Source organism: Rothia sp. HMSC071B01 (assembly GCF_001808945.1).
Classification (GTDB): domain Bacteria; phylum Actinomycetota; class Actinomycetes; order Actinomycetales; family Micrococcaceae; genus Rothia.
In genome coordinates this window covers 170302-183901 of sequence record NZ_KV795073.1, presented here as the reverse complement: position 1 = coordinate 183901, position 13600 = coordinate 170302, and the positions used below count along the sequence as shown (strand labels likewise).

Annotated in this window: 12 protein-coding genes; 4 read left to right on the top strand and 8 right to left on the bottom strand. The window is 60.9% G+C overall.

Annotated elements, in window-relative coordinates:
- The first annotated feature begins 108 nt into the window (after positions 1 to 108).
- The 3 genes from HMPREF2527_RS05715 to HMPREF2527_RS05705 all read left to right on the top strand — a co-directional run bounded on the left by HMPREF2527_RS05715 (position 109) and on the right by HMPREF2527_RS05705 (position 2376).
- A complete protein-coding gene (locus tag HMPREF2527_RS05715; RefSeq protein ID WP_005504824.1) occupies positions 109 to 561 on the top strand; it encodes a MaoC family dehydratase N-terminal domain-containing protein in 453 nt (150 codons plus the stop codon).
- Positions 561 to 1022, top strand: coding sequence for a MaoC family dehydratase (locus HMPREF2527_RS05710; protein ID WP_005508334.1), 462 nt, complete (start codon positions 561 to 563; stop codon positions 1020 to 1022). Before HMPREF2527_RS05715 ends, HMPREF2527_RS05710 begins: the two co-directional genes overlap by 1 nt.
- Positions 1023 to 1269: 247 nt before the next feature.
- Entirely contained in the window at positions 1270 to 2376 is a 1107-nt protein-coding gene (locus HMPREF2527_RS05705) for a UDP-N-acetylmuramate dehydrogenase (protein ID WP_070506993.1), read from the top strand.
- A gap of 103 nt (positions 2377 to 2479) precedes the next feature.
- On the opposite strand, the gene HMPREF2527_RS05700 is transcribed toward HMPREF2527_RS05705, so the two are convergent.
- Together HMPREF2527_RS05700 and HMPREF2527_RS05695 are read right to left on the bottom strand one after the other, a co-directional pair.
- On the bottom strand, positions 2480 to 3451 hold the full coding sequence (locus HMPREF2527_RS05700; protein ID WP_070506990.1) for a histidine kinase: 972 nt from the start codon (positions 3449 to 3451) through the stop codon (positions 2480 to 2482).
- A 133-nt stretch (positions 3452 to 3584) separates the two neighbouring features.
- On the bottom strand, positions 3585 to 5012 hold the full coding sequence (locus tag HMPREF2527_RS05695; RefSeq protein ID WP_070506988.1) for an MFS transporter: 1428 nt from the start codon (positions 5010 to 5012) through the stop codon (positions 3585 to 3587).
- 215 nt (positions 5013 to 5227) lie between these two features.
- Between HMPREF2527_RS05695 and HMPREF2527_RS05690 the strand changes: the two genes are divergently transcribed.
- Positions 5228 to 5617 (top strand): PGPGW domain-containing protein, encoded by a 390-nt coding sequence (locus HMPREF2527_RS05690; RefSeq protein WP_005508339.1) that lies wholly within the window; start codon positions 5228 to 5230, stop codon positions 5615 to 5617.
- A gap of 121 nt (positions 5618 to 5738) precedes the next feature.
- On the opposite strand, the gene asd is transcribed toward HMPREF2527_RS05690, so the two are convergent.
- The 6 genes from asd to mshD all read right to left on the bottom strand — a co-directional run bounded on the left by asd (position 5739) and on the right by mshD (position 13475).
- Positions 5739 to 6878: an aspartate-semialdehyde dehydrogenase gene (asd, locus tag HMPREF2527_RS05685; protein WP_049353367.1), complete on the bottom strand. Its 1140-nt coding sequence runs from the start codon at positions 6876 to 6878 to the stop codon at positions 5739 to 5741.
- 209 nt (positions 6879 to 7087) lie between these two features.
- Complete coding sequence (locus HMPREF2527_RS05680) at positions 7088 to 7753, bottom strand: dihydrofolate reductase (protein WP_070506982.1); 666 nt, start codon at positions 7751 to 7753, stop codon at positions 7088 to 7090.
- A gap of 24 nt (positions 7754 to 7777) precedes the next feature.
- A complete protein-coding gene (locus tag HMPREF2527_RS05675; RefSeq protein WP_070506979.1) occupies positions 7778 to 8659 on the bottom strand; it encodes a thymidylate synthase in 882 nt (293 codons plus the stop codon).
- A gap of 153 nt (positions 8660 to 8812) precedes the next feature.
- On the bottom strand, positions 8813 to 9820 hold the full coding sequence (locus HMPREF2527_RS05670; RefSeq protein WP_070506976.1) for an NUDIX hydrolase: 1008 nt from the start codon (positions 9818 to 9820) through the stop codon (positions 8813 to 8815).
- A gap of 251 nt (positions 9821 to 10071) precedes the next feature.
- The gene (locus HMPREF2527_RS05665; protein WP_083294464.1) at positions 10072 to 12345 is read right to left on the bottom strand and encodes an RNA degradosome polyphosphate kinase; all 2274 of its coding nucleotides are present in this window, start codon (positions 12343 to 12345) and stop codon (positions 10072 to 10074) included.
- A gap of 65 nt (positions 12346 to 12410) precedes the next feature.
- Complete coding sequence (gene mshD / locus HMPREF2527_RS05660; protein WP_070506973.1) at positions 12411 to 13475, bottom strand: mycothiol synthase; 1065 nt, start codon at positions 13473 to 13475, stop codon at positions 12411 to 12413.
- Positions 13476 to 13600 lie beyond the last annotated feature (125 nt).

The following is a 13600-nucleotide window of genomic DNA, read 5'->3' as shown; positions in this document are numbered from 1 at the left end:
GTAAACAATGCTAAGAAATACTGCGTGCATCCATGCTGGCTGTTTGCTGATGCGTCCACTCTGCGCGTTCGAGCTGAACACTGTGCATAAGAACGGTAGACTGAAACCATGAGCATTAACCCTGAGATTGTGGGCAGGGTCTACCCGTCCGAGAACACCTACGTTGTCGGCCGTGAAAAGATCCGCGAATTTGCCCGAGCAGTTCACGCAGAAAACCCCCTCCACCACGACGTTGAGGCAGCCCGCGCGGCAGGGTACGCAGATGTGATTGCCCCGCCGACCTTCGCCATTATCCTGGCGCAGGCAGCTGACGCGGCACTCATCAACGACGATTCCGCCGGTATTGATTTCTCCCGCGTGGTGCACGCCGACCAGCGCTTCACCCACCACCGCCCCATCGTTGCCGGTGATGAGCTGCGCACCGAAGTTCACGTGGACTCCGTACGCGTCATGGGTGCCGGCGCAATGCTGACCACCCGCGAAGAAATCGTTGACGCGCAGGGCGAGCCGGTCACCACCTGCATCTCTTCCCTGCTGGTTCGTGCTGAGGAGGAAAACTAATGGTGCGTTTTGAAGATCTTGAAAAGGGCCAGGACATCGGTTCGCGTACCGTGGAGCTCTCCCGCGCTTCGCTGGTGCGTTACGCTGGCGCATCCGGTGACTTCAACCCGATTCACTGGAACGAGCGCTTCGCTCAGTCGGTGGGCCTGTCCGGCGTAATCGCTCACGGCATGCTGACCATGGGTACCGCAGTGCAGCTTGTGAGCGACTGGGTAGGCGACCCCGGTGCGATTGTGGACTACCAGACTCGATTCACCAAGCCCGTTCCCGTGGCGGATGCACCCGGCGGCGAAAACCCCGACACCCCCACGAACGCCCTGACCATCAGCGGTAAGGTGGGCGCCCTGAATGAGGAAGAGCGCACCGCCCGCATTGACCTGACCGTCACCGCTCGTGATGAGGAAGGCAAGGAACAGAAGGTTCTGATGAAGAGCCAGGCTGTGGTTCGTCTCTCGGCATAGATTTTTCTGTGCGGGTAGATAACCGCGTGAAAGTAGCTATGTGAAAGCCCTGGTGCTACCGCGATGCGGTGGTGCCGGGGCTTTTGCATGCTCGGCTGTGCGCTCGACTGCGCGCTCGCCGGCGGGTGGTGGCGCTTCTTTTTCGTGGGAGGCTCGCCGGAAAATGAAGGCAAAATCACCATAAGGTTTTCGTGACTTTAACGCATGGTGGGTGTCGACCCCGCACAACGACCGGTATTCTTAACCTATGACTGAAAAGCTGTTGAGCGAACTGACCACCGCCCAGGTAGGCGGCCCCGCTAAGACCTACGTCCGCGCCACCTCCGAAGCAGAAATTATCGAAGCAGTCTCCGCTGCAGACGCCGCAGGCGAACCCGTCCTCATCGTGGGCGGCGGCTCCAACCTGCTGGTTTCCGACGAAGGCTTCAACGGAACCGTCGTGCACATCGCCTCCGAAGGCGTAGAGGTTCTGCCCATCCCCGCATGCGGCGGCGCGAACGTGCGCGTGCAGGCAGGCACCATCTGGGACGACTTCGTGAAGCTCAGCATCGAGAATGAATGGGTTGGCCCCGCGGCTCTCTCCGGCATTCCCGGCACCGTGGGTGCAACCCCCGTGCAGAACGTCGGCGCATACGGCGTTGAGGTGGGCGAGTTCATCGCCTCCGTACGCACCTGGGACCGCGAAAAGAACACTCGGAAGACCTTCGCGAGCGCAGACCTGCGCTTCGGCTACCGCGACTCGGTGCTCAAGCGCGCAACCGTCAACGGCTCGCCCCGCTACGTGGTGCTGACCGTTGATTTCCAGTTCACCCTCGGTAGCCTGTCCTCCCCGATTCGTTACGCCGAGCTGGCGAGGAGCCTGGGCGTTGAGCCCGGTCAGCGCGCCGAATCCGCCCTGGTACGCGAAAAGGTGCTTCAGTTGCGCGGCTCCAAGGGTATGGTGCTCAACCCCGAGGATCGTGACACCTTCTCCACCGGTTCTTTCTTTACCAACCCGATCGTTCCGCGTTCTACTCTGGAGTCCCTGCCGGAGGGCGCCCCGAACTTCCCGGTGGTCGTGAAGACTTCCCCGTTTACCGCGGGTGTCGAGGACCCCGATCGCGTGAAGCTCTCGGCTGCTTGGCTGATTCAGCACGCCGGTTTCGAGAAGGGCTTCGGCCTGGAGGGTGAGTCTCGCGAGATCGCTCAGGGTCGTGCAAGCCTGTCGACCAAGCACACCCTGGCGATTACGAACCGCGGCGGCGCATCCGCTGAGGATATTTTCGCTATTGCCCGCGCTGTGCGCGATGGTGTGCGTGAACGTTTTGGTGTGACCCTGGTTCCTGAGCCTGTCGTGGTCAACGGCGAAATCTAAACGCTTAACTTCTCGCCTCTCGTAGCGCGAGGACGTATAGAATAAACGCTTCGGGCGGTCTCTGATAAAGAGGCCGCCCGAAGCGTTGTATTGACTTGCTGAGCTAATGGCGAGGTGAGGAGATACGCACCTGCCCCGGCAGGTAGGGCCTGCGTTTGGGCGCTGTGCGCGTTGCCGCCAGGGGAGCGGCGGGCAGGTGCTCCATCAGCACCTGAACCGCCAGGGGAAGCTTCTGCGGCGGGCTGGGGGCGTGGAAAATCGGCTTATGGCGCGTGGGTCGGTACGGGTAGTATTCCGCGTCCTCGCTGCGGGACCAGACAAGGTTGCCGAACTCGCCGGGAACAGGGGAAAGCACGTTGGCGTAGTAGGCGCGCGTCTGCAGGTCGGCACGCTCGGAGGCGCCGGTAGTGGTGCCGGTGGATACGCCGCTGGGTACGCGGTCCTGTTCGATGATGAGGGCGCGGACCATGCCGCCTACGGTGCTAATCGCGTTTACGTGTAGGGCGAGCAGATCCCCGTCCTTGTGGTCGACCTGTACCTGCCCGTCCGCGAGGATTTGGGTGCCCATCGTGATGCTGCTGGCGACTCCTTCGCAGAGGGCGCGGATGAGCGCCATGCGTGCCGGGTAGGGGTCTGCGATATCCCAGCCGATGAGGGTGGGCGCGGCGGAAATGCCGGCGTATTCCTCGCAGGATTCGTAGGAGGCGACGTCCACGTAGCCGCGGGCGATGGGCTCACGGTCGTAGGGGCGGCCGTCGCGCTGCTCCCAGAAGCTGAGGGCGGTTGCGGTGAAGACAGCTTGGCCGTCGCGTACGGCGACGGTGAACATAAAGTCCTGCGGGTAGCCGTTCTTAGTGCGCGGGCGCAGGGTGATTGCGCGGGTATATTCGTTGAATTCCTCGGGCCAGTCCAAGTAGTAGCTCATTTTTGCCCCGTCGCCACGGTGCACGGTGAGTTCGCCCGGTAGCAGCATGGCTTCGGGCACGCCGCCGGCGCGTTCTGTGGCGTAGTGTTCGCTCACGGGCCAGGGGCTGAACTCTGTGCGGTAGGGGTTGGAGAGGAAGGAATCGAGCATAGAACGTATCCTCTCATAGTTTGAGGTTGTGGCGCACGGTTAGAGGGCTTAAATGACAAATGGGCTGTCCCTTCTGATTGCTCGGAAAGAGCGTTCAGGAGGGACAGCTCATATTGTATGGCGTGCCGCTCGTTTAGAGGGATTCGCCGCGGCGTTCAGGGAGGAAGAACACGGTGGTTGCCGCTACCAGGAACGCGGTGGAGAAGAGCGCAAAGAGTAGCGGGGTTCCACCGAATGCGACCAGCGGCGGCACAATGAGCGGTGCCGCGATGGAGGCGATACGACCGATACCGGCGGCGGCACCGGTGCCGGTTCCGCGCAGGTGGGTCGGGAAGATTTCCGGGCTCAGGGCGTAGAGGGCACCCCACGCACCCAGGTTGAAGAAGGAGAGCATGCATCCGGCGAGGATGATGAATACCTCGGCGTGCGCCATGCCGTAGCCAGCCGCCGCCAGCGCGGAGCCAAGCAGGAAGGTCGCCAGGGTTGTGCGTCGGCCCCACTTTTCGATGAGGTAGGCGGCGACCGCGTAGCCGGGCAGCTGGGCAAGGGTCATGATGAGCGTGAACGCGAAGGACTTCACGAGGCTGAATCCCTGGGCGTTCAATAGTGCCGGAATCCAGATGAACGCGCCGTAGTAGGAGAGGTTGATGCAGAACCAGATGACGCACAGGGCGATGGTCTTGCGGCGCTGACCGGCAGCCCAGATGGAGTGGATTTTCGCGGATTCTGCGTTGTCAGCACTTTCTGCGGCACCGTGTGCGGAAGCGTCTTCGGTCTGCTTCTTACCGGCTCGGGAGAAGAGCGCGGGAGAGGCCTCGAAACGTTCGACCACCTGGCGTGCCTGATCGTGCTTGCCGACCGACTCCAGGAAGCGCACCGACTCGGGGGTTCCCATACGGATTACGAGCGAGTAGATGGCGGGAATCAGACCAATGGCAAGCGCCCAACGCCAGCCGTTCGCCTGCGGAACGACGAAGGTGCCGATGAGAGCGGCGAGGATCCAGCCCAGAGCCCAGAAAGCCTCCAGCGCGACCACGACGCGGCCGCGGATAGCGCGAGGTGAGAACTCAGAAATCAGAGTGGATGCCACGGGAAGTTCCGCGCCCAGACCCAGACCGACCAGGAAACGGAAGACGAGCAACACACCCAGGGAGGTCGCCAGGGCGGAGGCGCCGGTCGCCAGACCGTATACCAGCAGGGTGAGGGCGAAGATGTAGCGGCGGCCGAGCTTATCGGCGAGTAGGCCGCCGAAGGTTGCGCCGAGCGCCATGCCGGCGAATCCGATGGATCCGAGCCAGGAGGCTTCGGTGGGGCTGAGCTGCCATTCCTTGATGAGTGCCGCCATGACGAAGGAGATGAGGCCAACGTCCATGGCGTCCAGTGCCCAGCCGAGACCCGAGATACCCAGGAGCTTGCCGTGGGCGCGGGTGAAGGGCAGGTTTTCGAGGCGTTCGTTGAGAGTCGGGGCGGCGTTGCGTTCAGTAGCGGGTGCAGAGGTACCAGCGGGTGCAGCAGCGTTGGTGCGGGGTGAGTCCGTTGATACGGGACGAGGGGAGGACACGGTAGTGGGTCGCTTCCTTAGTGTTTAGGCGTAGTGCCGGGCGAATTGTTCCCTTACAGTGTATAAAGGTACTTTCGACTTGAACACTATTGAAACGAAAAAATTGTGAAGATGACGGAAAAATCTCAACATGAAGAAATCTTTCACAGCCGCCGCCCAGCGGTAGGTGCTATTCTCTAACCACCGCCGCCCGGTGAAACTCACCTACGGCACGTTTGGAAGGACCACCCCTGAAAACCATTGAAGATGAAGTCAAGGAAAGCGAGACCAGCCGCTTTCACCGCTGGCTCGAAGCCCGCAAGGAGCGCATGCACGCGCATCCGGTCATGCGTCATCTCTACAAGCCCCTCGTCATCGGCGTGGGCGCCTTCTGCTTTATCGCCGGACTGATTATGCTCGTCACCCCCGGCCCCGGCTGGCTGTTCATCTTCATCGGCCTGGGCATTTGGGGTACCGAATTCACCTGGGCACGCCGCGCCAATATTTTCATGAAGCACGTGGTGCTCACCGCCTGGTACCGCTACCGCGCCTGGCGACAGCAACGTAAGGAACGCAAAGCCGCACGCAAGGCAGAACGCAAAGCCGCCGCCGCAAACCAGCGCTAACCCGGCCAGCGCTAAACCAGCTCGCGCTAAGCCCACACGCGCTATACGCAGGCACAAAAAGCCCTCGCTCCCATCCGAAAAGAATGGGAGCGAGGGCTTTCTTATAGCTTGTCAGTGAGCTTTAGAGCTTGCCAACAGCAATCTGCAGCATGCGGCGAATCGGCTCAGCAGCACCCCAGAGCAGCTGGTCACCCACGGTGAACGCGCTAATGTACTCGGGGCCCATCGCAAGCTTACGCACGCGACCAACCGGAATTTCCAGAGAACCGGAAGCAGCCACGGGGGTCAGCTGCTCCATGGAAGCCTCACGCTCGTTCGGCACGAAGCGAACCCAGGGGTTGTCCTCAGCGATGATGCGCTCAATCTCCTCGAGCGGCAGGTCCTTCTTAAGCTTGATGGTCAGCGCCTGAGAGTGCGAGCGCATCGCAGCGATGCGGACACACAGACCGTCCATGGTGATCTTATCGTCTTCGGAGCGGCCCAGGATCTTGTTGGTCTCGACCTCAGCCTTCCACTCTTCGCGGGACTGACCGTTGCCCAGGTCAGAGTCGATCCAGGGAATTAGGGAGCCGGCGAGCGGCACACCGAACTGGGAAGAATCCAGCTCACCGGAGCGCTGCTTAGCAAGGATCTTGCGGTCGATGTCCAGAATTGCGGATGCGGGGTCGTTCAGCTCCTCGGAGACCTCGTTGCCCAGGTCGCGGAACTGTGCGAGCACCTCGCGCATGTGGCGGGCACCGCCGCCGGACGCTGCCTGGTAGGTCATGGAGGTAGCCCACTCGACCAGGTCGTTCTTGAAGAGGCCGCCCAGGCCCATCAGCAGGCAGGAGACGGTGCAGTTACCGCCGACAAAGTCCTTCACGCCGGATGCCAGGCCGCGGTCGATGACGTCGCGGTTGATGGGGTCCAGCACGATGATGGAGTCATCGTTCATGCGCAGGGTGGAAGCGGCGTCAATCCACAGGCCGTCCCAGCCGGCTGCACGCAGCTTCGGGTGCACAGCCTCGGTGTAGCTACCGCCCTGAGCGGTCACAATAATCGAGTGCTTACGCAGCTCATCAATGTCGTATGCGTCCTTCAGCTCGGACGGCTCAATTACGCCGTCGAAGGTGGGCGCAGCGCCACCAACATTAGAGGTAGTGAAGAAGATGGGGGTAATGCCCTCGAAGTCGCCTTCCTCAACCATGCGCTTCATGAGGACGGAGCCCACCATGCCGCGCCAGCCAACAAAACCTACAGAGTCACCGGGATTAAAGTTCATGGTTCCCAGTGTACTCTCAGGCTGGCGGGTGCGGACTAACACCGTACAAAAAATTTGATATTCGGAACGGAATACCGTGTGAAGAGGCGGGGCTTATTACCGGGGCACCGGGAGGCGCATTAAACACTCAAGCCCGCGGCGCTCCGGGTGGAGCAGCCGCAGGCCTGAAATGCATGTCTATATCAGCGAGTGAACGAGGGAAGCTTGAACTAGATACGTTCGAGCCGCTGGAACGAGAAGTACATGGGGTTCTTCGTGCCCGACTCATCGAGCAGGTAGCCCTTCTCACTATTCTCCCAGGCACTCTCGGAGGTGACCCGCCAGCACCCGTTTGGTGAGCTGCCCTCGCAACTGCCCGCAGAATTTGCAAGCTGCAGCTCGGGCGCTCGCGTATCGCCGGTAATCTCGTTGCCCTCCTGGCAGTAGAAGAGGGTCCGTTCCACCGTCTTCACCCGACCGAAAGCGGGCAGGTTGGTGCGGGAGAGCGCCTCCGCGTACACGGAGCCGCCGCCAAGAATCCAGGCGTCGACTGCGGGGGTATCCGCGGTAACGGTATCCGCGGGGGTATCCTCAACCGGCGCGCCCACGGCGTCACGAGCCGCGTACAGCGCCGCATCCAGCGAAGGAACCCACAGGGCGCCATCACGCTCTTGCGCCTCGGCCACAGAACGGCTAATCACAATATTCGTACGGCCCGGCAGAGGGCGAAAACGCGGCGGGAAGGACTCCCACGTGCGGCGACCCATAATCACCGGAGCACCCAGCGTCACCTTCTTGAAATGCACCAAATCCTCCGGGGCGCGCCAGGGCATATCCCCGTCACGACCAATGATGCCGGCATCGGTTTGAGCCCAAATAGCACCCAGACGATACATCATGCCTCCTAGAACTACCTACAGTTAGACCGCAATCGGTGCGGCAATACCGGGATGGTGCTTATAATCCACCAGCTCAAAGTCTTCATACTCGTAATCGAAGATAGAAGGCTTCTTGGTCTTAATAACCAGCTTCGGGTACGGGTAGGGTTCGCGCGGCGGGTAGGGGTTACCCTCCGGGTCGGTGCCGTAGCCCAGCTGCTTCTTCACCTGCTCCAGGTGGTTCGAGTAGATGTGGCAGTCGCCGCCGGTCCAGATGAACTCGCCCGGCACCACGCCGACCTCTTCAGCAATCAGGTAGGTCAGCAATGCATACGAGGCGATGTTGAAGGGCACGCCCAGGAACATGTCGGCACTACGCTGGTACAGCTGGCAGGACAGCTCCTTCACACCGTCCGGACGCTCGTACACGTAGAACTGGAACAGCGCGTGGCAGGGCGGAAGCGCCATGCTATCCACCTCGGCGGGGTTCCACGCCGAAACAATATGACGGCGAGAGCTCGGGTTGTTCTTCAGAGACTCAATAACCTTCGCAATCTGGTCAATCGTGCCGCCATCGGGGGTCGGCCACGAACGCCACTGCACGCCGTACACCGGGCCCAAATCGCCGTTCTCATCAGCCCACTCATCCCAAATGGTCACGCCGCGCTCCTGCAACCAGCGCACATTCGACGAACCGCGCAAGAACCACAGCAGCTCAATAGCAACCGACTTGAAGTGCACACGCTTGGTGGTAATCAGCGGGAACGACTCACGCAGATCAAAACGCATCTGACGGCCGAAAACACCGAAGGTGCCGGTGCCGGTACGGTCGGAACGCTGCGCATCCGCCGTAATGGCGTCCTTGTTCTCCTCGAGGATTTCGCGCAGAAGATCTTCGTAAGGGGTGGGGATTGCGTGAGTCATAAGAAAAACCTTGAATCCTGTTAGTAGACGTGAGAGACGGCCACAAATCAACCGCCCCTCTATTGTAAAACCCTCGAACGGGCGCAGGTAGAGCAAACGCGCTGAGCATAAAGCCCAGCGCGCTCACCGTTAGAAGATCAAAGTATATGGATGTTAGTCCAGAGCCGCGCGTACTCGCTCCACCGAGACAATACGCGGGTTATCGCCCTCGGTCACCTGCAGAACCAGGGCATCGCCAGGCTCCAGGTACGGGTCCTCAGCCGGAAGAACCTCCGCGGAGCCCTCCAACAGGTACTCGCGCAGAACATCCATCACCTGGGGCAGCACCGGGCGGTGAGTGCACAGCAGGGACGAAGAATCCTTATCGAACAGTGACGCCACGGTGCGGGCAGTACGTGCCGGGTGACGCTGAGCGCCCGCCTCCGATAGGGACTTCTTCTCCTTCACCGACACACCATAATCCACCGAGTACGGGGTCACGGTCTGAACGCAACGCAGCCACGGGGAAGAAATAATACGGCTCGGAGCCCACGCCGCAAAGAGACGGCTAGAGGCCAACGCCTGACGCTTGCCGGTCGCCGCGAGCGGACGGTCATCCTCAGCAGCAGCCCAGTTCGAACGAGGCTTAGCCTTCGCATGGCGGGCAATGAGAATCGGGCGGGTGCGCAGCGCATCCGCCTCAGCCAGAGCCTCCAGGGATTCCAGGGGTGCCAGGTCATCCTGGTTAGTCAGCAGCGCGCGAGCCACATCGGTGGTCACCCAGCGCAGCTCATCCACTTCACCCTCATCCGCCAGGGCGCGGGCACCGTCGGGCAGTTCAGCAGCCCAGTAGAAAACATCCTTCGGACGGCCACCCACCGGGTAGGAAGTCACCGCCAGGGGCACACCCAGAACAACCTGCAGACCGACCTCTTCGCGAATCTCACGAATAGCGGTCTCAGCAAGGGACTCGCCCGGATCCTGCTTGCCCTTAGGCCAGGACCAGTCGTCATAACGAGGGCGGTGAATGATCAGGACCTCAAGCGCACCATCGCGCATACGCCAAATCAGTGCGCCAGAAGCAACAATATCCGCAGTGTTCGCGGGGGAACGGTCAATGCTGTTGACCGCGTCAAAACGTCGTGCCGAGTAGTAGATGGAGGGGGAATCCAGCGGTGCCATATCTCTCTCTGATCCTCTTCGCTAGGCTGCGCACAATGCCAACGGGCACCATGCTCCGCGTCTAATTGTAGGGGAGAGAAGCGTCAAGTTGTAATCTCAACGTAACCTGTTGTTCACTTTTGCGCTAAGTGCACTAGTCCACCGCACGTTTTTGCACGACACGCGGCAAACCCCGCCTACCCTCACACCAAAAAGCGTGAGAACAGACGGGGTTCACAACCAGAAATCACCGGTAGGTCAGCGGCAAGTCCTTAGACCTTATCCACCACGTTCTTACGGGAACGCGAGCTCAGATAGTACGACTGCACATCCTGCAGCGGGTTGCCCTGGTCATCGGTATCGTGGCGGGTCCAGTTACCCTCAGAATCCAGGTGCCAAGTACGCGAAGAATCACTCATGTAGATAGTGAACATGTCACGCAGATACTTCACGTGGCGCGGATCCTTCACCGGCACCAGAGCCTCAATGCGGCGGTCCAGGTTGCGGTGCATCATATCGGCAGAACCAATGTAGACAATCGGGTCGCCACCGTTCTCAAACGCAAACACGCGCGAGTGCTCCAAGAAACGACCCAGCACAGAACGGACGCGAATATTCTCGCTCAGCCCCTTAACGCCCGGGCGCAGAGCGCAAATACCGCGAACCACCACATCCACCGGCACACCAGCCTGCGAAGCACGGTACAGCGAATCGATGATGGCCTCATCCACCATGGAATTGCACTTGAACTGAATCTTCGCCGGACGGCCCGCCTTATGGTTCTCAATCTCCTGATCAATGCACTCAATCAGGCCGCTACGCAGAGTACGCGGCGCCACCAGCAGCGACTGGTAGTTAGTCTTCGGTGCGTAACCAGACAGCTGGTTGAACAGGCGGGAGACATCCTCACAAATCTGCTCGTCACAGGTAATCAGACCCAAATCCTCGTAGAAACGAGCGGTCGACGGGTGGTAGTTACCGGTACCAATGTGCGCGTAACGACGCAGGTGGTTACCCTCGCGGCGCACCACCAGCGACAGCTTGCAGTGAGTCTTCAGACCCACGATGCCGTACACCACGTGCACGCCGGCGCGCTCCAGCTTACGAGCCCACGAGATGTTGGCTTCCTCATCAAAACGAGCCTTAATCTCCACCAGCGCCACAACCTGCTTGCCAGCCTCAGCCGCCTCAATCAGCGCATCCACGATGGGGGAGTCGCCACTGGTACGGTACAGGGTCTGCTTAATCGCCTGAACACGCGGGTCGGCGGCAGCCTGAGCCAGGAACGCCTGCACACTGGTCGCGAAGGAATCGTACGGGTGGTGCAGCAGCACATCGTGATCGCGGGCGGCCGCGAAAACGTCCGCAGCCTTCGCGGTCTCGGTGGCGTTGAGCCAGCGGGAGGTGTGCGCAATGTGCTTGGGGTAGTGCAGAGCCGGGCGGTTCGCACGAACAATCGCACTCATGCCGCGCAAATCCAGCGGAGCCGGCAGACGGTACACCTCAGACTCGTCAATGTTCAGCTCAGAAATCAGCAAATCCAGGATGGTCGGGTTGATGGTGTCCTCAACCTCCAGGCGGACCGGCGGACCGAAACGACGGCGCAGAAGCTCCTTCTCCAGGGCCTTCAGCAGGTTCTCTGCATCGTCTTCTTCCACCTCAAGGTCCTCGTTACGGGTCACGCGGAAGACGTGGTGTTCCACAACCTCCATGCCCGGGAAGAGGGTATCCAGGTGCTCAGCAATGATGTCTTCCAGAGCAATGTAGCGGCTCTCGCGGCTGGCAGTATTAGCGGCGCGGGAACCATCCACAGAGATCATGCGGTCCAGCTGATCGGGCACCTTCACGCGGGCGAACAGCTCCTTGCCGGTCTGCGGGTTACGCACCAGCACCGCAAGGTTCAGCGACAGACCCGAAATGTAGGGGAAGGGGTGCGCCGGGTCAACCGCCAGCGGGGTCAGAATCGGGAAGATGTCCTGCATGAACTCCTGACGCAGGCGCTGCTTAGCATCCGCATCCAGGTCGTTCCAACCCACAATGCGGATGTTCTGCTCCTCCAGAGCCGGAAGAACCTGGTTGTGGAACACATCAGCGTGACGAGCCTGCAGCTGGTGGGCGCGTTCAGCGATCTCTTCCATCTGCTCCTCGGGGCTCAGACCGGCAGCCGAAGGAACCGCCAGACCGGTCGCAATGCGACGCTTCAGACCCGCCACACGCACCATGAAGAACTCGTCCAGGTTAGATGCCACAATCGCCAGGAAGTTCAGACGCTCCAGCAGGAACAGGTTCGGGTCCTCCGCGAGCTCCAGCACGCGGGTGTTGAAATCCAGCCAGCTGCTCTCACGGTCAAAGAAACGATCTGGACCGAACTCCTCTTCCAAGCTGAAGTAGGAGCGCTTCTCACCCTTCTCAATGCGGTCACCGCGAGATTCGGCGCGCTCAATCTTCGAAATATCGTGGCCAATGTGAATGACACCGGTCATGGGCGCAGGCTCAGACGGCTTGGGCTTAGGCGCCTTATTCAGGCCATTGGGGGCGGGTACCATACTGTACTTGCCTTTCTGATCGGGGATAAGTCGTGAAGAAGCACGTCAAAGACGGCGTACAGAAACTATGCGGCAGGCTCATCCTGCTGGGCGGGAGCGTACATGCGATCAACCGTCGCCACACCAAAGCCCAGGGAAGTGTAGAGGGAGTACGCAGCGGTGTTGTCGGCGTCCACGTACAGGTCAATGGCTCGCAGCGGCTCGCCGTTCTCATCCTCAGCGCATGCCAGGTATGCCAGCGCACGCAGAGTGAGGGTGCGGCCCAGGCCGCCTCCCTGAGCCTGTGGGTTCACACCCACCACGTAAATCTCGCCGGAGGGTGACAGCTCGCTCTGCTCCTGACCGGTCGGGATCTTCGTCCAGGTGAACGCCGCAATGGCGGAGTCATCCTCAACCTCGGAGGCGATGAAGAAACCCTCGGGACGGAACCAGGGGGAGCCGGTGCGCTCGCGCAAATCGGCAAGGGTGAGCTTGCCCTGCTCCGGGTGGTGCGCAAAAGCGGCGGCGTTCACGCGAAGCCAGGGGAATTCGTCTGCGCCGGTGAAGGTGCGCATGCGCAGGTTCTCCGGCAGAGTGCGCGCATCGGAGCGTTCCACAAGCTCTTCGCGGGTCTGCGCGTCCAGGGGCAGAACCATCTTGTACAGCACACGCACCGGCTCGAAACCGTGCAGGGTTGCAAACGCGTGGGCGGGGCTTTCAATACCGGTGTCGGTGGCGCTACCGTGAACCCAGAGGCGGTAGCGGGTCGCGTCATCGCCCAGCTGGCGGACGGCGTGGTCGAAGAATGCGCTACCTACGCCTTGTCCGCGGTATTCGGGGGCGACGGCTGCCTCAATCACGCCGGTGTCTTCGTCGTTGGCGGGGGTGAGCGCCACAAAGACGGCAGCGAGGGTGCCGTTATCCTCGGCGACAAAGAAACGCGGAGGGGTCAGGGTGCTTTCGCGGAGTGCCTTACTCAGCTCAATGCGGGTCTGCTCAGAGAACGCCGAGACGCCGTCATGGCGGGCAACCTTCTGCGCGAAGGAATCGAAGCGTTCCAGCAGCTCTTCGGTGAGCTGCGGTTCTGCGTAGACCGGGGTGCTTGCAGTGGACAGGGTGGAGGAATCGGGTGTCTGGTTGTGTACCATCATCGCCTTCTTTCGTAGCCTTCTGATTCAACTCTACCGGGGATAGTTGCTCTTTGGAGAGTTTGTTCTCCGTCCTGGGCGAATATGACAAGAACCGGAACATTTACGCATTCTGGTACTCGGTGCAG